Origin of the sequence: Martinezella lusitana (assembly GCF_016901135.1) — a bacterium.
GTDB classification, from domain to species: domain Bacteria; phylum Pseudomonadota; class Alphaproteobacteria; order Rhizobiales; family Rhizobiaceae; genus Rhizobium; species Rhizobium lusitanum_D.
The window spans coordinates 304,082-322,865 of record NZ_JAFEVL010000030.1; the positions used below are offsets into that span (position 1 = coordinate 304,082).

Annotated in this window: 18 protein-coding genes; 13 read left to right on the plus strand and 5 right to left on the minus strand. The window is 60.8% G+C overall.

All coding sequences use genetic code 11. The annotated features are described in order from the left end of the window. Window positions 1–3 precede the first annotated feature (3 nt). The 11 genes from JTP94_RS12560 (at window position 4) to JTP94_RS12610 (ending at window position 11,816) form a co-directional block, all read left to right on the plus strand. The gene (locus JTP94_RS12560; RefSeq protein ID WP_204850817.1) at window positions 4–1,086 is read left to right on the plus strand and encodes a chemotaxis response regulator protein-glutamate methylesterase; all 1,083 of its coding nucleotides are present in this window, start codon (window positions 4–6) and stop codon (window positions 1,084–1,086) included. Between the two features lie 207 nt (window positions 1,087–1,293). Next, window positions 1,294–2,175, plus strand: a complete 882-nt coding sequence (locus tag JTP94_RS12565; RefSeq protein WP_204850818.1) for a hypothetical protein — start codon at window positions 1,294–1,296, stop codon at window positions 2,173–2,175. 307 nt (window positions 2,176–2,482) lie between these two features. Continuing rightward, on the plus strand, window positions 2,483–3,202 hold the full coding sequence (locus tag JTP94_RS12570) for a ParA family protein (protein WP_204850819.1): 720 nt from the start codon (window positions 2,483–2,485) through the stop codon (window positions 3,200–3,202). A gap of 249 nt (window positions 3,203–3,451) precedes the next feature. Further along, window positions 3,452–4,486, plus strand: a complete 1,035-nt coding sequence (locus tag JTP94_RS12575) for an ABC transporter substrate-binding protein (protein ID WP_204850820.1) — start codon at window positions 3,452–3,454, stop codon at window positions 4,484–4,486. Between the two features lie 5 nt (window positions 4,487–4,491). Continuing rightward, complete coding sequence (locus tag JTP94_RS12580) at window positions 4,492–5,304, plus strand: ABC transporter ATP-binding protein (RefSeq protein ID WP_204850821.1); 813 nt, start codon at window positions 4,492–4,494, stop codon at window positions 5,302–5,304. Next, window positions 5,301–6,134: an ABC transporter permease gene (locus tag JTP94_RS12585; RefSeq protein ID WP_204850822.1), complete on the plus strand. Its 834-nt coding sequence runs from the start codon at window positions 5,301–5,303 to the stop codon at window positions 6,132–6,134. Before JTP94_RS12580 ends, JTP94_RS12585 begins: the two co-directional genes overlap by 4 nt. Before the next feature lie 30 nt (window positions 6,135–6,164). Further along, complete coding sequence (locus JTP94_RS12590; protein WP_204850823.1) at window positions 6,165–7,523, plus strand: FAD-dependent oxidoreductase; 1,359 nt, start codon at window positions 6,165–6,167, stop codon at window positions 7,521–7,523. Next, window positions 7,520–8,677 (plus strand): CaiB/BaiF CoA-transferase family protein, encoded by a 1,158-nt coding sequence (locus tag JTP94_RS12595; RefSeq protein ID WP_204850824.1) that lies wholly within the window; start codon window positions 7,520–7,522, stop codon window positions 8,675–8,677. The genes JTP94_RS12590 and JTP94_RS12595 overlap by 4 nt, the downstream gene beginning before the upstream one ends. After that, entirely contained in the window at window positions 8,674–9,450 is a 777-nt protein-coding gene (locus JTP94_RS12600) for an enoyl-CoA hydratase-related protein (protein WP_204850825.1), read from the plus strand. Before JTP94_RS12595 ends, JTP94_RS12600 begins: the two co-directional genes overlap by 4 nt. Window positions 9,451–9,485: 35 nt before the next feature. Then, complete coding sequence (locus tag JTP94_RS12605) at window positions 9,486–10,409, plus strand: LysR family transcriptional regulator (RefSeq protein ID WP_204850826.1); 924 nt, start codon at window positions 9,486–9,488, stop codon at window positions 10,407–10,409. A 6-nt stretch (window positions 10,410–10,415) separates the two neighbouring features. Continuing rightward, window positions 10,416–11,816: an amidohydrolase family protein gene (locus tag JTP94_RS12610; RefSeq protein ID WP_204850827.1), complete on the plus strand. Its 1,401-nt coding sequence runs from the start codon at window positions 10,416–10,418 to the stop codon at window positions 11,814–11,816. An 18-nt stretch (window positions 11,817–11,834) separates the two neighbouring features. Here the strand turns inward: JTP94_RS12610 and JTP94_RS12615 are convergent, their stop codons facing one another. The 3 genes from JTP94_RS12615 to JTP94_RS12625 form a co-directional block, all read right to left on the minus strand. Then, window positions 11,835–12,725 carry a dihydrodipicolinate synthase family protein gene (locus JTP94_RS12615; RefSeq protein WP_204850828.1) on the minus strand — a complete coding sequence of 297 codons (891 nt, stop codon included), beginning with the start codon at window positions 12,723–12,725 and terminating at the stop codon, window positions 11,835–11,837. A gap of 21 nt (window positions 12,726–12,746) precedes the next feature. Continuing rightward, window positions 12,747–13,088: a ferredoxin gene (fdxA, locus tag JTP94_RS12620; RefSeq protein WP_204850829.1), complete on the minus strand. Its 342-nt coding sequence runs from the start codon at window positions 13,086–13,088 to the stop codon at window positions 12,747–12,749. A 162-nt stretch (window positions 13,089–13,250) separates the two neighbouring features. Then, window positions 13,251–14,147: a DMT family transporter gene (locus JTP94_RS12625; RefSeq protein WP_204850830.1), complete on the minus strand. Its 897-nt coding sequence runs from the start codon at window positions 14,145–14,147 to the stop codon at window positions 13,251–13,253. Between the two features lie 86 nt (window positions 14,148–14,233). Between JTP94_RS12625 and JTP94_RS12630 the strand changes: the two genes are divergently transcribed. Together JTP94_RS12630 and JTP94_RS12635 are read left to right on the plus strand one after the other, a co-directional pair. Further along, entirely contained in the window at window positions 14,234–15,163 is a 930-nt protein-coding gene (locus JTP94_RS12630; protein ID WP_204850831.1) for a LysR family transcriptional regulator, read from the plus strand. Window positions 15,164–15,434: 271 nt separating this feature from the next. Next, window positions 15,435–17,633: an adenylate/guanylate cyclase domain-containing protein gene (locus JTP94_RS12635; protein WP_204850929.1), complete on the plus strand. Its 2,199-nt coding sequence runs from the start codon at window positions 15,435–15,437 to the stop codon at window positions 17,631–17,633. 13 nt (window positions 17,634–17,646) lie between these two features. Here the strand turns inward: JTP94_RS12635 and JTP94_RS12640 are convergent, their stop codons facing one another. Both JTP94_RS12640 and JTP94_RS12645 read right to left on the minus strand, forming a co-directional pair. After that, window positions 17,647–18,123 (minus strand): YHS domain-containing (seleno)protein, encoded by a 477-nt coding sequence (locus JTP94_RS12640; protein ID WP_271024205.1) that lies wholly within the window; start codon window positions 18,121–18,123, stop codon window positions 17,647–17,649. Window positions 18,124–18,175: 52 nt separating this feature from the next. After that, window positions 18,176–18,769, minus strand: coding sequence for an ankyrin repeat domain-containing protein (locus JTP94_RS12645; protein ID WP_204850931.1), 594 nt, complete (start codon window positions 18,767–18,769; stop codon window positions 18,176–18,178). Window positions 18,770–18,784: the final 15 nt, after the last annotated feature.

The following is an 18,784-nucleotide window of genomic DNA, read 5'->3' on the forward strand; positions in this document are numbered from 1 at the left end:
CGCATGGCCAAAAAGATCCGCGTGCTTATTGTGGACGACTCCGCCAGCGTGCGCCAAGTGATGACACAGGTGCTCTCGGCCGATCCGGACATCGAGATTATGGGGGTCGCCGCCGATCCCTTCGTGGCGGCGAAGAAGATCCAGGAAGAAATTCCCGATGTCATCACGCTCGATGTCGAAATGCCGCGCATGGATGGGATCACGTTCCTGCGCAAGCTGATGGCGCAGCGCCCAATCCCGGTCGTCATGTGCTCCTCCCTGACCGAGGCCGGTTCGGAAACCCTGATGCAGGCGCTGGAGGCCGGCGCCGTCGACGTCATCCTGAAACCCAAGATCGCGGCCGCCGACCATCTGGCTGAGGCGGCCGCGATGATCCGCGAAACGGTCAAGGGCGCGGCCGCGGCCCGGCTTGGAACGACACGCCAGCGCATGGTTGCCGCCAGCGGACCGACTGCCAAGCTGACAGCCGATGCCGTGCTGCCGCCGCCGAGCGGCAGGGCCATGGCCAAGACCACGGAAATGATCGTCTGCGTGGGCGCGTCCACGGGCGGCACGGAGGCGCTGCGCGAACTGCTGGTGGCACTCCCGGCCAACACGCCCGGCATTGTCATCGTCCAGCACATGCCGGAAAAATTTACCGCCGCCTTCGCCAAACGCCTGAACAGCCTCTGCGAAGTCGAGGTCAAGGAAGCCGAACACGGCGATCCTGTGCTGCGCGGCCACGTTCTGATCGCGCCCGGCGGCAAGCACATGCTGCTGGAGCGGCAGGGCGCCCGCTATGTCGTTTCCATCAAGGAGGGTCCGCTCGTCTCCCGGCACCGACCGTCCGTCGATGTCCTCTTTCGCTCCGCTGCACGATCGGCTGCAGCCAACGCCATGGGCGTGATCATGACCGGCATGGGTGACGACGGCGCTCGCGGCATGAAGGAGATGCACGAGGTCGGAGCCTTTACGGTCGCGCAGGACGAGGAGACATCCGTCGTCTTCGGCATGCCCAAGGAAGCGATCGCCCATGGCGGCGTCGACCGGACAGTGGCGCTCGATCAGATCGCCCGCGAGATCCTGGCTGCCGATAAACGGCATTGATGACGTCTGCTGTTTTGGCTGTTCCTGTGGCCATGCCTACCCGGAATTATAGTGGTCTAAAGAAGGGATATATTGGAACACCTTCTGACGCAGGCAACGTAGAAGTTCGTTTTGTGCTGTGCAAAACACGGCAAGGTTGATTATTCGCTGGACAGAATATCTTAGTGCGACGACGCTCTGTTTGTAAAGAAAACGGAGGGGAATCCGATGAAGGCGAAAGTAATAGCCTGTTCAATTCTAGCTGGATTAGCTGGATGCAATACGCTGCCCCGCATGCCGGACGATCAACCAGAGAGTATAAACAAGCTGGCAGACATCGTTGAGTGCGAGATCCTAACCGTATTTGGGGAGAACAAGAGCAAAGGCGGTTTTGATTTCTCCAATTGGACATCGACTTATGCGATTACTCAAAATGTGACCGCAAACAACGAAGCTAACGTCGATCCATTGACATGGATATCGCCGGCAGGCGTCCACAAGCTTTTATACTCAGCAAATGCCAGTGCCTCGCGTGAAGCCTATCGAAACGGTAAGGTCGAATACAGCGTCTTCGTGCTTGAAAGGCATTCAAAGGCATGCGCGAGAACGAAGACCTACAAAGACATCCACGTCGATGTAACTGACTTCAAATTGCGTGATTGGGTATCCCAGGTTTCGCATCACACCGAGCGGCAGATGAATAGCTTCAGTTATTCGGTGAGAGTGACCGTCACAACGGGCGCGGGCATCGGCACTGACTTTGCCGATGGTAAGTGGACCGCGACCAACGGAGCATCTCATACCAGAACGACTATCGAGACGATTGATTTCACCTTCTCAGAGCTACCGAAAACGCCGAAACCAACCAGGGTTATCGTGGTTGCGCCCATTCCGGAAAGCCACGCCCAGCCCCCGGGGAAGCAGCCTCCAGGCAATACTCCCTACATTCTCAAGTCACCGAATATCCTGAATTTACCGTCCACCAAAGGTGCTAATAAATCGACTCCTGCCGGACCAAGAAGGGTCCCAGAGTCAGCCGTTGATCGCAATCGTGGTATCATGCAGTTACAGCAACTTGATCGCATTACACCGGATTTCCTGAATAACTGATCATTCGTTTATTGCGAAATCGAGGGCTCGCATTTTGCGAGCCCTTTTGCATAGGGAGGCATATGGCTCGGGCGAAACGGCCAGAGTGGCGCCGTGAGGGCGCCGGCGGGTCGGAGATCTCGTTCCGGCTAAGCTCGTGCCGCTGAGATCGCAACGGCCGACGGGGTGAACTATCGCAAAGCAGCGGCGGATCGCTGCCTCGTTCAAAATGGTTTGTTAACCATAAATGCGTAACCATCTTTGCAAGCCATGACAGCCCCTCGCCTACCCCATTGCGTTGCCCGACCGACCAGCCCACGGAGTGCCCATGGCCGTTCTGACCTTTGCCAATACGAAAGGCGGCGCCGGCAAGACCACCGCCGTCGTCATCGTCGCCTGCGAGCTCGTCAGAATGGGCTTTTCGGTGGCTGTGCTGGACGCCGACCCGCAATTGTGGATTTCCAAATGGTATGAGCGGATGGGCGACAGAGCGCCCTCTTCGCTATCCGTTATTCCCTATGTGACGGCCGCCAATCTTGGCCAGCATGCCCGCAAGCTGCGCAATGAGGTCGATTTCCTTCTCATCGATTTGCCCGGCGCCCGCACCCCCCTGCTCGCACAGGCGCTCGGCTATTCGAATTATGTGCTCATTCCCGTCCAGGGATCCGCCATGGATGCGGAGGGTGCCACCAATGTCATCGAGCTTCTCCAGTATCTGGAAGATCGCGCCGATATTCGCATCCCGCACTCGGTGGTGCTGACCCGCGTCAATCCGATGGTCACCACGCGCGCGCTGCAGTCGGTGAAAGAACTGCTCTCCAGCCGGCGGGTCCATGTGCTTTCCACGCCCATCATCGAGCGCGCCGCTTATCGCGAAGTCTTCGGCTACGGTCAGACCCTCTATTCGATCGACCCGGAAAGCGTCAGCAATCTCGACAAGGCCCGGCAAAATGCCCAGGCTCTCGCCCAGGAGGTTCTGCGCCGCATTCTGCCCTATAGCGGCCGCGTCGATCAGACAAAGGCTGAGAGTCAGAGGCTCTCGGCCTGAAGAACGCCCAGATTTGCGGGCCTATTCGCCGCCTGCGCGGCGCGTGGTGACGCAACGCATTGGCGACATCCCGCCGACTTCGCACACGTAAAACGTCGGCTGACGCGCTTGCCCTTTGCGTTGCCTTTTCGGCAATTATTAATCCGCATAATTGTTCTTTATTAGAACGCTGAATTCCCCCATCATCCCTCCATCGGTGGATAACGAGACGAAAAGTCCGATCGCCCGATCAACAGGGGAACTATCAGAATGTCTCAATTCATGATGAATCGCCGCCGCTTCCTATCCAATGCTGCCTTGGTCGGGGGTCTCGCCGCGACGCAGACTTTCATCGGTATTCGCGCCGGCAAGGCTGCCGATGTCGCCGAGGTCCGCATGCAACTCGGCTGGCTCGCTTCCAACGGCCTGATCGGCGAAGTCGCGGCCCAGAAGAAGGGCTTCTTCACCGAACAGGGCATCGACCTCACCATCGTGCCCGGCGGCCCGAATGTCGATGGCGTCGCCGGCGTGGCGGCCGGACAATCCACCATCGGCCAGATTTCCTCCAGCCCGTCTGTCATGCTCGCGCGTTCGGCCGGCATGCCGGTCAAGGCGTTTCTTGCTGGTTATCGCAAGCACCCCTTTACCTATTTCTCACTGAAAAAGGCGCCGATCCGCGAGCCGAAGGACATGATCGGCAAGACGATCGCCACTCAGCCGACCGCGTTCATCCTGTTGCGCGCCCTTCTCGCCAAGAACGGCATTCCGGAGGACAAGGTGAAGATGGTCAACATGGGCTCCGACATGAACCAATTGATCACGGGCCAGGCCGATGCGGTGACCGGCTGGGTGACGAATACCAATGCGCTGAAGGTGCTGGGGGATGATCGCGTCGACATGATGCTCTGGGATGCCGGCCTGCAGCTCTACGCCAACGTCTATTACACGACCGACGAGCAGCTCGACAAGCATTCCGACGTGCTGGTCCGCTTCACCACGGCCGCCGCCAAGGGTTGGGGCTATGTTCGCGATCATCCGGAAGAAGCGGTCGACATGCTGGTGGATTCCTATCCCAATCTCGACAAGGCAAGCGAACTGGAAGCAGTCCATTCGGTCATCGACTTCTCCTTCGGCGACAGCACCAAGCAAACCGGCTGGGGTGCCATGAACAAGGATAATTGGGCGGCTCAGATCAAGGCCTATGCCGACCTGAAACAGTTTGCCGGCACGGTTCCGACCGTCGACGATGTCGCCACGATGGCGATCCTCGATGCGACGACCGACATTCGCAAGCAGATCGGGTGATTACAATGACGAGCGCCGCCACCATCAAGGAGCCGATGCCGCGTGCCGAAACGGCAAGGCTTGCCGTCTCCATTCGCGATCTCGACATCCGCTTCGGAGACAAGGGCAACGAGCTCACCGCGCTGTCCAATATCTCAGTCGATATTCCCGAGGGCTCGTTCGTCACCATGCTCGGGCCATCGGGCTGCGGCAAGTCGACCCTGCTGCGCTGTATCGCCGATCTCGTTGACATTAGCGACGGCTCGGTTTCGGTGTTCGGTCGGCCGCCGCGCCAGGCTCGCGAAGGCCGAGATTTCGCTTTCGTCTTCCAGGAGGCGACGCTGCTGCCGTGGCGCAGCGTCATCGACAATGTTCGCCTGCCGCTCGAAGTCGGCAGGCACGACAAGAGTTCCTATGCCGATCCCATGGAATTGCTGGCATTGGTCGGCCTGAAGGGACGCGAGAGCGCCCTGCCGCATGAACTCTCGGGCGGCATGCGGCAGCGTGTGGCGATCGCCCGCGCATTGGTGACAAAGCCGCGCATCCTGCTGATGGACGAGCCGTTCGGCGCGTTGGACGAGATCACCCGCGACAAGCTCAACGAGGAACTGCTGCGCATCTGGCGCGAAACGGGAACCACTATCATCTTCGTGACCCATTCCATTCCGGAGGCGGCCTTCCTCGGCCAGCATGTGCTGATGCTGCAGGCACATCCCGGCCGGGTGAAGGAATTCATGAAGGTCGACCTCCCCTATCCCCGCGCGCTTTCCATGCGCGACACCGTGGATTTCATCAGGGTGACCGCGCATCTGCGCGCGCTGCTGGAGGAATGCGTATGAGCAACGCCGTGCACTCCGAAATCGGCGGCATCGCCAAGGCCCCGCGCAAGGTCGCCCTCCTCGATGCGACGGTCGGCGTCCTGTCTTCCAACATGCCGGCGATCCTCGCCGCACTCGGCTGCATCGTGCTGTGGCAGGCTGTCATCTGGATCTTCAAGATCCCGACCTTCATGGCGCCAGCGCCGGTCGACGTCGTCTATGCGTTTCGCGACAATGCCGCGACTCTCACACGCAATCTCCTGCCGACGTTGCTCGAAGCCGTCCTCGGCTTCGTCTTCGGCAATCTCGTCGCGATCCTGCTGGCGATCTGGTTCGTTCACAGCGCCACGGCGGAGAAGGCTTTCTATCCGATCGCCGTCTTCGTCAAAGCAATCCCGATCATCGCCGTCGCGCCGATCCTCGTCCTGATCTTCGGCAACGGCGTCGCCCCCAAGATCATCATCGCCGGCCTCATCTGTTTCTTCCCGACGCTGGTCAACATGGTTCAAGGTCTTCGCTCGGCCAGTCCGGCAATGCTTGACCTCATGCGGGTGCTTTCGGCCAGCAATTCTGAAATCCTCTGGAAGGTTCGCCTTCCAAGCTCGCTGCCCTTCCTCTTCGCGGCCCTGAAGATCGCAGCCACCAGCAGCGTCATGGGGGCGATCGTGGCCGAATGGATCGGGTCTAGCTTCGGGCTCGGCGCGCTCATCATCGAGGCGACCTATAATTTCCGCTCGCCGCTTCTCTACGCGACGGTGGTGGTTGCCGCTCTGCTCGCGGTGATCCTCTTTTTCATCGTGTCGATCGTCGAGGCAAAGATGGTCCGCTGGAAACCTACCGGCCAACACTGAGCGTTCAAAAACAACATCAAGGAAACACCAATGACACAGGTTATTCATCAGCCTGCACGGGATATCTCTGTCGTCGATCGCTCCGATGTGGTGGTGGTTGGCGGCGGCCCGGCCGGGATCGCCGCAGCCGTATCAGCCGCAAGGAACGGCGCCAGCGTCACGCTTCTCGAACGCTATCCCTATGTCGGCGGACTTGCCGCCGGCGGCATGGTGCTGGTGCTCGACGATATGATCAACGAGCTCGAAATCACCGTGCGCGGCATCTGCATGGAAATGATCGAGCGGATGAAGGTCTGGGGCCTTTGCGTCACGCCGACCGATCGCGACCGCCTGATCGAGTTCAGGGAGACGCCGGAGGCCTGGCAGCGCTGGGCACGCTGGGGTCTCTTCGACTTCCACACCCAGGCGATGCCGCACCCGATCTGCTTTTCGGCTGCATTCGATCCCGACGCGTTCAAGCGCGCCGCCTACGACATGATCGGCGAATCCCGCGTCAAGCTCAGAACCCATAGCTGGTTCTCCTCGGCAATCGTCGAGGATGGAGCGATCAAGGGCGTGATCTGCCAGACGAAGGAGGGCATGCAGGCCATTCTCGGCGACGTCGTCATCGACACGACAGGCGATCTGGATGTGGCCGCCAGCGCCGGCGCTGCGCATATCGAATCCAATTTCATCCTGACGACGGTTTCGCGCTGGGGCGGCGTCGACACCGAAGCAGCGGAGCGTTTCGAACGGCAGGAACCCGAAGCCTTCAAGGTGCTCGATCACGAGGCAAAGCGGCTGATCGGCGGTTGCTGGTCCTTCTGGTGGCTGAAAACCCCGCTGCCGGGCATCGTCTGGCTGAACTGCCCGCATATGCCGACGCTGAGCGGGCTGAAAGTCGAGGATCTGACCAAGGCCGAGATCGAAGGCCGCTCGCGCATTGCAAAATTGCTCGAATTTGCCCGCCAGAAGATGCCGGGCTTCGAGAATGCCTATGTCGTCGATTTCGCACCGCAGACCGGCGTGCGCCAGACGCGACAGCTGGAAGGCGCTTACGTCGTCACCAAGGACGACGTCATGTCGCGCCGTCACTTCGCCGATACGGTCTGCCGCGGCCGCGACTACTACACGCCCTACCGGGCGATGCTGCCGAAGGAGATCGATCAGCTGATCGTCGCCGGCCGGCATTATTCGGCAACACCGCAAGCACAGAAGGCCAGCCGCGAAATCCCGCCCTGCATGGCGATGGGCGAGGCGGCGGGCGTCGCGGCAACGATTGCCCTCAATGCCGGAACAACCGTCCGCAAGGCCGATGTCAGTGCAATACAGAAGCAGATGCGGGCTCAGGGAGCCGATCCCGGCGACATCCCCTCGGAGAACGCAACATATTTGGAGGCTGCAGAATGACGACTTTGCCACTCGACGGAATTCGCGTGATCGATTTCACGCAGGTGATGCTTGGCCCATCCTGCACGCAGGTCCTGGCGGACTATGGCGCCGAGGTCATCAAGATCGAGAAGGTCAAGATCGGCGATCTCTCCCGCTGGTCGCTCGGCTCCGATCCGGACGGTCTCAACAATCCCGTCTTCTGCTCGCTGAACCGCAACAAGAAGAGCCTGGCGCTGGACCTGAAAGATCCGGCGGCACAAAAGTCCGTGCTGACGCTGATCGAGACGGCCGATGTCGTCGTCAACAATTTCCGGCCCGGGGTCATGGAGCGCATGGGCTTCGGCTATGAAGACCTGAAAAAGATCAACTCGCGCCTGATCTACGCCGTCGGCACCGGCTTCGGCCTGAGCGGCCCCTATCAGCACAAGGGCGGCCAGGACGTGCTGGCGCAGGCCGTCTCCGGCGTCATGCGCCGCAAGTCCGACAGCAGCCATCCGACATCAATCTATGCCACGCCGCTCGCCGACTATTCGGCCGGCATGCATCTCGTCCAGGGGATCCTGCTCGCCCTTCTGCAGCGTGACAAGACCGGCGAAGGCCAACAGGTTGCCGTCAGCCTCTACAATTCCATGATCGCCATGCAGATGCAGGAAGGCACGACGCATCTGATGCGACAGAAGGATCTGAACTGGGGCGCCTTCCCGCTGACGGGCGTCTTTGAGACCACCGACGGCGCCATCGTCATGGTCGGCGCCTTCAAGCCAAACCCGCTGCGTGACATCTGCGAAGCACTGGAGATCGAGGACCTTTCGCAATACCCGCACTACAAGGATTTCGACGCACAGATGGCGCGGCGGCCGGAATTGCAGGCGATCTTCCGCGACAATTTCGCCAAAAACAGCACGGCACACTGGATCGCGCGGCTGGAAGGCGTCGATATCCTCTGCGCGCCCGTGCGCTCGCTGCCGGAAGCGCTGAAGGACGAACAGACGATCATCAACAAGATGATCCTCGAAGCCGGCGAGACGCCGGCCGGCCCGATCCGCCTCATCGGCTCGCCGATCGATATGTCTTCAGCGCAAGTGACCGTGCGGATCGCACCGCCGCGACTTGGCCAGCACAATGACGAGATACTGGCGTCGCTTTCCGAGCTCCAGGGAGACGCGGCATGAGCGTCGCCTTTTCAGTCGAGGATCGGGTCGCCCGCGTGACGCTTGACCGGCCCGACCGGATGAACGCCGTCGACGCCGAGACCGAGGCGGAGCTTGAGGCGATCTGGTCGGAGATCGAGCAGCGCGACGACATCAGCTGCGTTGTCGTGACCGGCGCCGGCGAGAAGGCCTTCTGTGCCGGCGCTGACCTCAAGGGCGGCAGCGGCAGTTCCGGGGTCGACTATTGGGCCGTCGGACGCGAAAACGGGTTTGGCGGCCTCGCCTTCCGTCGTTCGCTGGACGTGCCCGTCATTGCCCGCGTCAACGGCTATGCGCTCGGCGGCGGCTTCGAGATGGTGCTCGGCTGCGATATCGTCGTCGCGGTGGAAACGGCCCGCTTCGGCCTGCCGGAGGCGCGCGTCGGCCGTATGCCGCTCGATGGCGGCATGATCCTGCTGCAGCGCAAGATCGCCTTCAACCGCGCCATGGCCGTCATGCTGACCGGACGGCAATTCACGGCCGACGAGATGGCGGGCTATGGCATCGTCAACGAGGTCGTGCCGGCCACGGAGCTTGACGCCGCCGTCGATCGCTGGGTCTCGGATATCGTCGCCTGTGCGCCGCTGTCGCTGCGTGCGATCAAGCAAACGGTGAACCGCACCGCACATTTGAGCCCGGTGGAAGCGCAAGCCCTGAGGACGCCGGCCCTGATCAAGGCGCTGAGGAGCGAGGATGCCATGGAGGGTGTCGCTGCCTTCAAGGAGAAGCGCGCCCCGATTTGGCGCGGCAGGTAGGCATGCTATAGCTTCGAGATTGCCGAGGGCTTTTCATGCATGCCAGCATCCTGAAGTATTTCGCCGAGGTCGCGCGCTCCGGATCGATCCGCAAGGCATCCGACGAGCTGCATGTCGCAACCTCCGCCGTCAGCCGCCAGATCAAGAAATTGGAGGATGAGCTCGGCACCCCGTTATTCGAGCGCTTCTCCGATGGTTTGCGATTGACATCGGCGGGAGAGATCGTGCTGCGACACGCCAAGGAGACGTTGCACGAATATGAAATCATGAAATCCAATCTCGGCGATCTCCACGGCAAGAGCACCGGCCGCGTCCACATCGCCGCGCTCGACAGCCTCGCCATTCAGTTCCTGCCGGAATTCGTCTCAAGCTTCCACAAGAAGCATCCGGCGGTGGATTTTCGGATCCGCACTGACAATTACAACAATATTTTCCGCTTCCTCGCCGAGGGAGACGTCGATATCGGCGTGACCTTCGATCTCGCCCGTCCGCATGACATGAAGCTCATCCATGGCGTGCAAATGCCGTTGATGGTGATCGTTTCCAGAAGCCATCCGCTCGCGCGGCAAAAGTCAGTGACCTTGCAGGAATGCGCCCAGTTCAACATGCTGCTGCAGCTCGACAACGAAGTCATGAGCTCGATGATCGCGGTGGAGCTTGGCGCACTCAACCGCGTTGGCCGCACGCTGGTCGCCACAAACAATCAGATGATGCTCAAGCCCTTGATTCTCTCCGGCGAAGGGGTCGCCTTCTTCACGCCGCTCGGCCTGCTGCGCGAGCTGGAAGCGGGAGAAGCCGTCGCGATCCCGATCGCCGGCTCGAAACTGCACAATCTCGAGGTCGGCATTGTCGTGTCGCGCAGGCGCCAGCTCACCCACGCGACCGAGGTCGTCGCCAAGGCGATGGGCGAGGAGCTGGCGAAATTCGGCGAAAAGATCAATGCCGTGGTCGGAAGATAAAGGAAAGTGGTGATATCGGTGCGATTGCTGCTCAATCCCGGCCATGCGCCGGCGCGAAGGATCGAGAGCGAGGCGGAGCTGCCGCCGGTGCTGAAATCCGCCCTCGTCGGATCAGGCGATCTGGTGCTGCCCTCGCCGGTCAACGCACATGATCACGGCTACGGTATCCGCACGCTGGATTTCGACGCCCTCGACGATGCTTTGGAAGTATGGATACCGGGTCTGAGACTGCGTCCGCGCACGGACCCTTATCTGGAGGCCCTCGTCGCCTTCGGCCGGCTTGCCAGAACCGGAGTCGGCGCCACCATGCATTGCCATAATTCTTTGAATGTCGACCGTCTGGTCGACGAAGCAAAAGATGTCATGCGGGCCGCCGGCGATATCGGCATTCGGCTTGCGCTGTCCTGCCCGCTGCTCGACCACGATGCCTGGGCCTATGACGGAGGGCCGCAACGGCTCAAATCCTTCCTGTCGGCAAGCGATTGGCAGGCGTTGGAGCCGACCATTCCGGCCTATGCGCCGATCCGCACGCAACTTGCAGCGGTCGAGGCAGTTGCGGCAGCAAACTCCAGCTCGCTGGTCGACGTGCAGTATGGACCCATCGGGCCGCAATGGTGCTCAAACGCGCTGCTGGAGTCGATTGCGGAGGCGTCCGCCGTCCATAACAGGCGCATCCACATGCATCTGCTGGAAAGTCCGCGCCAACGCATCTGGCTCGACCGACGCTTTCCCGAAGGCGTGGTCAACTACCTCGACGGGATCGGCTTCCTGTCGACGCGCCTGGCAGTCGCGCATGGCGTCCAACTACGCCCCGACGAATATACGTTGTTGGCCGAGCGCGGCGTCCAGCTTGTCAGCAACCCCGCAGCCAACCTGCGCCTGCGCTCTGGGGTGGCGCCGGTCGCTGCGATCGCCGAAAGCGGCGGCCCTGCCTTCGCCATCGGTCTCGACGGCACCGGGTTTGACGACGATCAGGACCTTTGGCGGGAGATGCGGCTCCTCCATCTCCTGCATGGAGGCCGCGGACTGACCCGCCGGTTGACGGCCGGACAGCTATTCGACGCCGCCATCCAGACCGGAGCGCAGGTCATCAATGCAAAAGACGCCGATGACTTTACCGTCGTCGACTATCAGGCCCTGATCGCTGACGCCCTGTTCGATGATGTCGACGAGGCGGAAGTCCTGCTGACGCGTATGAGCGCCAGATATGCCAAGGGACTGATCGTTTCGGGACGTGAGGTGATGCGCGACGGGCAATTGACCGGCGTCGATTTCGATGCCGCCCTGCAGGAATTGAAAGCACAGGCGAAGACCGATCTACCAAGGCTCAAGCAGCAACGCCCTCTCGTTCGCGCCTTATCCGAAGCGACGAGAGCCTATTACGCAGCCTGGCCCGGTATCTCCTGATACCGAGCCATGATGGCGTCATGCGTCGATCGATGCTTCAATTCGCAGTGCATCGAGGCTCTCGAGCCTAGCCCTCTCGGTAATCTGCAACTGCGGCGGAAGCACCCTGTTCCAAATCGCGTTTCCACTGCGTTTGCCGACGAGATATTTGACCGCGGGAATGAGGGGATGGACGGTAATGGCTTGCCGCAGATTGCGAACGCGTTCGGAGAGCGACGCATCCTCCTGATCACGCCATAACAGCTGCGACGAGCGAGGGTCGATATTGACTGTCGCTGAGATGCAGCCGGCATAGCCATCGCGATCGGCATCGGCAAGCGCCGCCTCGCTGCTTGGGAAGACGGCGAAATCGCTGATCTTTGCAAGCTTGCGCGCATAGGCGAGATTGCCGGAGCTATCCTTTGCGCCATGGATCCGCTCCGGAAAGGTCTGTGCGAGCCGCGCCGAAAGCGCCGGCGAGAATTCGATGCCGGTCAATTGCGGGAAATTATAGAGATAGATCGCGATCGGCGTCTCGGCGGTCATCCTCACGAGTTCGGCAAACCAGGCGAACAGCCCATCCTCGTCCACGGGCTTATAATAATAGGGCGGCAGGACGAGAGCGGCGGCAAAGCCGAGGTCGAAGGCCCGCCTCGTCAGCGCGACCGTGGTTTCCAGATCCGGCGTACCTGTGCCGACCATCATTCTGGCGCCATCCAGCCCGCGGACCGCGGTCGCCATGAGAGCGCTGCGTTGAGAGGCCGAAAGGGAATTGGCCTCTCCGGTCGTTCCCAGCACGTTCAGAAAATCGCAGCCATTGTCCAGGCACCAGCGGGCATGCTCGATGAAAGCCTCGCCATCGATATCGCCGTGATGGTCAAAAGGGGTTGGCACGGCGGCAATCACACCGGCGATCCGGGTCAGCGTCACGAGAAGGCTCCTCACATGGTATCACAAGCGGTTTTCAGAAGGTCCGCGATAGGCCGCGACAAAGGGATGATCCTGGCTGGTCGTTCGGCTCTTGTCCCAGCCGCCGGGAGCGCCCCAGCCGGTCACTCCGTCGGCAAAGAAATCACGGTTGACATCCCGCAGGAACAGCCGCTCCGCCGGCATTTCCTGATCCCACAAAATAGCGTCGACGGGGCAGACGGAAAGACAGAGCCCGCAATTGATGCACTCGTCCGGCTGGATATAAAACATCCGGCCGCCTTCGTAGATGCAGTCCACCGGACAGGCGACGGTGCAGTCGCCGTCCTTGATGTCGATGCAGGGTTCGGTGATGACATAAGCCATTAAGTTCGCCTCGCGGCGCGCCCTGCGGCCGCCTAGAGCCAAACTATGACAAACAAAGGCGTTCTGAAGAAGCGCTGATTTGCGGCTCTTTCATTGCCGAAACGGCAACGGCAAAAAGGCAAACATGCAGCACCGCGCCGGCTGTCATCTACGCAACACTCTTTACTTCCGCCGCCGCATATTGACGACGACGACACCAAAGATCGCTAGGGCGCCGCCGATCGCGCCGATCGTCGAGGGAGTTTCTCCCAACCAGAGGAAGCCGATGAGCGTTGCTGTCGGCGGCACCCCGTAGAGGAAATTGGATGCCCGTGCAGCGGACAGCCGCTTCAGGGCGATCGCCCAGGTGACATAGCCGACCGCCGTCGGGAAGATCACGAGATAGGCAACACCCCAGTTCACGTCCGCCGGCGCGGCGGCCAAGGCTCTGATGGTGGCGGGCACGGCCGGAAGAAGCGGAATGGAGCCGATGAACAACACCCAGGCGGTCACCGTCAATGCCGGCAGCCGCCCGAGAACGGGCTTTTGCAGGACGCTCGCAATGGCCGAGCAGAGAGCAGCACCGAGGATCAGCATGGCGTTCGGATCGAAGCTGAACCCGTCGCCTGTTCCAGCCGCGATCAGGGCGACGCCGCCGAAGGAAACCGCCGTGCCGATCCATCCCCAGAAGCCGAAACGCTCTCCGAGAGCAAACATGGCGATCAATGCCGTGAACACCGGCATGGTGTTGATGATGAAGCTCGCAGGCCCCGCCGGAACGGTCTGTTCGCCGGTATTCAGCAGCACCGCATAGGTAGCGATGAAAAGGATTGCGGCAATCGAGATCCGCAGGAGATCCCCTCTTGTCGGCACCGTCCATCTGAATGCCAGATACCCAAGGGCGATGACACCGGCCGTCACATAACGTGCCGTTGCAAGCTCTATCGGCGTCAGCGGGCCGAGACAGATGCGGATGACGACGAACGAAGAAGCCCAGAAGACGATCGTGACAACAACGGCCGAAAAGGCCACCAGATCAAACCTGCCCTTTGCCCCCACGTCGCTCGTCAACATGCTCATGCTCGACTCCCATCCATTTGCATGGGAGTGGAATAGGCCTCCAATACGTGCTTGAAAAGCACCGCAATCAATGATCAGCTGTGTTCATGGTTCACAGCTCGCAAGCATTGCCGCCGCTCGATACACTTGAAACCTTTGCACGCGCGGCGCGCCTTGGTTCCTTTTCGGCGGCTGCCGAAGAAGGCGGCATCACCCATGGCGCCGTCTCAAGACAGATATCGCGGTTGGAGCGCTGGCTCGGTGTACGGCTCTTTGCCCGGCAGCCGCGCGGCGTAAGTCTCACTCCGGAGGGTATGCGCTTCTTTGCTCGCGCCGAAGAGGCGCTTGCCCTTCTCAGCGACAGCGGCGAGCGCTGGCTTCCCCGGCGCAACAAGGCGACGGTTCGTCTTTCCCTCACACCCTCCGTCGCGTCGCTATGGCTGTTCTCCCGCCTGCCGAAGCTCGAAGGCAACGACATTCATCTCGAGCTGATCCTTGAACATCGTCTGGCGGACTTCGGCGAGGGAACGGATCTCGCGATCCGCTGCGGCAAGGGACCGTGGGCCGGCGTCCGCGCCATGTCCCTCTGGCGTGAGAGATCCTTTCCGATCGCGGCCCCTTCGCTGGTGGAAAGGCTTGGGCAGAATCGCGATGCGCAATCGCTGCTTACCATGCCGATCCTGCATGATTCGAACATCGAGGGCTGGCGGCGCTGGCTCGCTCCGGAGGGCGTCGAATACCTGCCGCGCGGACAGGATCGGCGGTTCGAGGACTACAATCTCGTCATCGATGCCTGCGTTCAGGGCGTGGGCATTGCATTGGCACGACCGCCGCTATCGGATGCGGCAATTGAAAGCGGCAGGCTGGTGCCGGTTTCCGACAGGGCGATAGACTACCACGTCTCGTTTCACCTGATCCGGCCCGATGGCGCCTTGAGTGGCCCCGCAACAGAACTTGCAAAGCGCCTCCTCGACGAAGCGGGCCATGACGAGGCGACGATCGCAGCCTTCACTGCACCGACGCGGGCACGCGCATAGGCGGGCCGAAGACCTTCGGCGCATCGAGGCATTGTCTCTCCTGAAGCCACACTATTCCGGTCTGGTGTAGCAAGTGCCGCTAACGGCAACACCCGGCCGGCAGCAGGCCTTTGTCAGCCGGTCGATGCGTCGAAAGCACGCTTGTATGCGGGCCGCGCTTCGATGTTCGGATGGATGCCGGCTGGACACATTCAGGTTTCCGGAATAGCGTCCAAAGGCGCGACCTGCCAAAAAAATGCCTGAGCCAGCGTGGATCGCGCAAGGCACAGATATGGAGCGACGGCTTACCGCGATCTTGGCCGCTGACGTAGTCGGTTACAGCAGCCTCATGGGGAATGAGGAGGTCGGCACGCTGGAACGGCTGAAGATCTGCCGCCGCGAGCTGTTTGACCCTGCCGTGACGGAGTTTCGAGGCCGTATCATCAAACTCATGGGAGACGGTGCGCTGGTGGAGTTTGCCAGCGTGGTCGATGCAGTCCAGTGCGCCGTAGCGATCCAACGAAGGATGGCCGAGCACGATCCGGCTATCCCGGAAGTGCGGAAGATTCGCTTCCGCATCGGCGTGAACCTGGGCGACGTGATTGTCGAGGACGACGATCTTTACGGCGACGGCGTCAATGTTGCCGCGCGGCTGGAGGGCTTGGCTGAGCCTGGCGGCATTTGCATATCGGGCACCGCTTTTGATCACGTCTTACACAAGGCTGACGTCGGCTTCACAAATCTTGGCGAGCAGCGGCTTAAGAATATTCCAGACCCGGTTCGGGTCTACCGCGTTCACCTCGATTCCAGCAAGGCGGGAGAAGTTTCCGCAAGGCCCCGTCGGCCGATTGCCCGCACCGCGGTCCTGTCGGCGCTTGGGATTGCAGCGCTGCTGATTGTTCTGTTCGCTTTTGCATCGCAGTTTTATTGGCGTAGCCCCGCAGCGCCACAGCGGACCTCGATCGCGATCCTGCCATTTGCCAATCTCAGCGGCGATCCAAAGGAGGACTATGTCTCCGATGGCATCACGGAAGATCTGATCACCGACCTCGCCAAACTTTCCGGCGTGGATGTCATCGCCCGCGATTCCGTCTTCGCTTATAAGGGCAAGCCTGTTGTCCTCGCAGACGCAGCGCGCGCACTCAGCGTGCGCTACCTGGTCGAAGGCAGCGTTCGGCGGGTCGGCGAACAGCTCCGCATCAATGTGCAGCTCGTCGACGTGACGAATGGCAAGAACGTCTGGGCCGACCGCTTTGACCGCAGCGCGGCGGATCTATTCGCCATTCAGGACGACCTGCGGCGAGAGCTTGTAAGCGCGCTCGGCATAGAGCCTTCGGCTACGGAAGCCAAGCGACTGTCGCGGGTGCCGACGGCAAATCTTGAGGCCTACGACAACTTTCTGCGAGGCGAGCAGGCAGCGCGCAGCGGCAAGCGCGACGGGCTGCAACAGGCGCTCGCATTTTATGACAAGGCGGAGGAGCTGGACCCCTCCTTCGCCGAGGCCTTTGCTTTTGACGCGCGCACGACCGTCAATGTCTGGCGCGCGAGCTTCAACGACATAATCCAGAGCGCCCTTGCGAGGAAGAGAGCCTATGAGAAGGCAAGCGTTGCCTTGAAACTCGATCCGGACCTCTCATCGCCCTACGCCATTCTCGGCATCATGCAAGTCGTGGATCGCCGTTACGAGGAAGCGATTGCCTCTGCGGAGCGCGCCGTTGCGCTCAGTCCGGGAGATGCGGCGGCACAGATCGCACTGGGTTACGTTCAGCTGTTCGCAAGCAACCACGTCGAGGCGAGCGCGGCCGTGGAATCGGCGCTGAGGCTCGACCCCAATCTCTCCGCCATCGACCGGGAAATTGCCGGCCTTGTCTTTCTCCTGAAGGGTGACAGCGCCAGAGCCGTCGAAACCCTCGAACGCGTTCGTGACGACGCACCTGAAGTCAGCGAATTCAGGATAGTGCTCGCTGCGGCTTACGCGCGCGCCAATCGCCTGCCAGAGGCGCGAGCAGCGGTTGCCGACGGCTTACAGCTGCTAGCCGGATCTGAATCGTTCAACGAACGGTCTTTGGCTGCATGGCGGATCGGCTATGCCCACTTTCGCAACCCCCAGGATTTGGCACTCATCATAGACGCCCTGCGCCAGGCCGGCTTACCCGAGTGGCCGTTTGGGTTCACTGCGGACGAAAAGGACCGGGTGAATGGCACAGCGCTCGCTTCCCTCATTTTCGGCCACACGTTGCAAGGCCAACTCGAACCTGGCGGTCAACCGGCAATCCTACAGATCGGAGAGGATGGCAACGCGGGATTTCGCTCCATGACACGAATGTATACAGCCAAGCTCTATGTCGATCGGAACCTCCTGTGCGAGCAGAGCGAGAACATGTTTGGGCGGCCCGATTGCGGCCCCGTTTACCTCAGCGACGACGGGACGGGCAAATTCTATACCTATATCAATTCGGCCAAGGTGTTCCATTTCACTGCGGCGGACTAACCCAGCCTGCGCCTCAGCGATAATTATCCTGCGCCAGCTCAGCCTGCTTTTTCGGCCAGTTCGCGTCGGCCTTCGGCGCTACGGCGCTGATATCAGCGGCAAAATCCTGAGTGTGCACCTTGTCGTAGGTAATATAGAGTTTGCCGTCGACGATTGTGAAAGCCTCCGGATCGATATTGACGGTGACCGATCCGGAACCGGCGACCTCTGCAGCGCAATAGCCGCCATATTGCGGGGCATATTTCGCTGGATTTTTCTTGAACAGTTCGCGGTGCTCCTCGCTGGCAAAGTACCAGGGCGTCCCCAGCCAGTTATAGGAATATTTTTCCGACCCTTTGACTGCCCGATTATCCAGGAAGTAGGCGACCGTGTCGTAGCCGCCAATGGCAACGCCGCCAAAATAGCCCGTATTCACCCTGCCGTCGGCAAATGCGGGCACCGCCCAAGTCAGCATGACGGCGAGACAAGCCGCTATCTCAATAAAGTGCATAGGCTTTGCGTCTTTGCGGCGCGAGACCATTTTGACCATGATCGTCCTCCAATCAGTCGCTCAAGCACTTCTGATACCAATCTTCACTACCGAGAATATTTACCGGCGGGCATATGACTCCATGTTGCTTGTAAAGGTGAACGATATCCTTGTTCCCTTTCCAGAGAGCACGCGTGATCGGCAAGTAACCATGAATTTCAGGGTGCCTGGGGTCAGCGCCCTCAACGATCAACAACTCGGCAACATCGGCATGATCTTGCTCGCCCGCCACCATCAGAGGCGTGACGCCCGCCTTGTTGTCTGCATCGTCAAGCGGAGCGCCTTTTGCGAGAAGTTGTCGTGCTATCGTGGCGCTGCCGGCATAGGCCGCCGCGTGCAACGGCGTGAAGCCGCCGGAGTTGCGCGCAGTTACATCAGCCCCCTTACTCAGCAGCAATTCAACGATAGAAGGTTGGCTGTCCAAGGCAGCAGCGATAAGCGGCGTCGCCTGATCAGCAGCTCGGCCATCGACATCGGCGCCGCCAGCCAGCGCCTGCTCTACAGAATGCGTGTCGCCAGAGGCTACCGCATCGAACAACGACTGCCCTGATGCGGCCGTGGTCGCCATAGCCAATCCAGCAATTGGTAACGCCAGAAGCCATTGCATTTCCACCAATAGCAT

What these genes read in the sequence shown, in the direction of transcription:
- JTP94_RS12575 (WP_204850820.1), top strand. Translation starts at nt 3,452, where the DNA reads ATGTCTCAATTCATGATGAATCGCCGCCGCTTCCTATCCAATGCTGCC.
- JTP94_RS12625 (WP_204850830.1), bottom strand. Translation starts at nt 14,147, where the DNA reads ATGAGCATGTTGACGAGCGACGTGGGGGCAAAGGGCAGGTTTGATCTG.
- JTP94_RS12605 (WP_204850826.1), top strand. Translation starts at nt 9,486, where the DNA reads ATGCATGCCAGCATCCTGAAGTATTTCGCCGAGGTCGCGCGCTCCGGA.
- JTP94_RS12565 (WP_204850818.1), top strand. Translation starts at nt 1,294, where the DNA reads ATGAAGGCGAAAGTAATAGCCTGTTCAATTCTAGCTGGATTAGCTGGA.
- JTP94_RS12590 (WP_204850823.1), top strand. Translation starts at nt 6,165, where the DNA reads ATGACACAGGTTATTCATCAGCCTGCACGGGATATCTCTGTCGTCGAT.
- JTP94_RS12640 (WP_271024205.1), bottom strand. Translation starts at nt 18,123, where the DNA reads ATGCACTTTATTGAGATAGCGGCTTGTCTCGCCGTCATGCTGACTTGG.
- JTP94_RS12630 (WP_204850831.1), top strand. Translation starts at nt 14,234, where the DNA reads ATGGTTCACAGCTCGCAAGCATTGCCGCCGCTCGATACACTTGAAACC.
- JTP94_RS12645 (WP_204850931.1), bottom strand. Translation starts at nt 18,769, where the DNA reads ATGCAATGGCTTCTGGCGTTACCAATTGCTGGATTGGCTATGGCGACC.
- JTP94_RS12580 (WP_204850821.1), top strand. Translation starts at nt 4,492, where the DNA reads ATGACGAGCGCCGCCACCATCAAGGAGCCGATGCCGCGTGCCGAAACG.
- fdxA (WP_204850829.1), bottom strand. Translation starts at nt 13,088, where the DNA reads ATGGCTTATGTCATCACCGAACCCTGCATCGACATCAAGGACGGCGAC.
- JTP94_RS12560 (WP_204850817.1), top strand. Translation starts at nt 4, where the DNA reads ATGGCCAAAAAGATCCGCGTGCTTATTGTGGACGACTCCGCCAGCGTG.
- JTP94_RS12635 (WP_204850929.1), top strand. Translation starts at nt 15,435, where the DNA reads ATGGAGCGACGGCTTACCGCGATCTTGGCCGCTGACGTAGTCGGTTAC.
- JTP94_RS12600 (WP_204850825.1), top strand. Translation starts at nt 8,674, where the DNA reads ATGAGCGTCGCCTTTTCAGTCGAGGATCGGGTCGCCCGCGTGACGCTT.
- JTP94_RS12585 (WP_204850822.1), top strand. Translation starts at nt 5,301, where the DNA reads ATGAGCAACGCCGTGCACTCCGAAATCGGCGGCATCGCCAAGGCCCCG.
- JTP94_RS12595 (WP_204850824.1), top strand. Translation starts at nt 7,520, where the DNA reads ATGACGACTTTGCCACTCGACGGAATTCGCGTGATCGATTTCACGCAG.
- JTP94_RS12570 (WP_204850819.1), top strand. Translation starts at nt 2,483, where the DNA reads ATGGCCGTTCTGACCTTTGCCAATACGAAAGGCGGCGCCGGCAAGACC.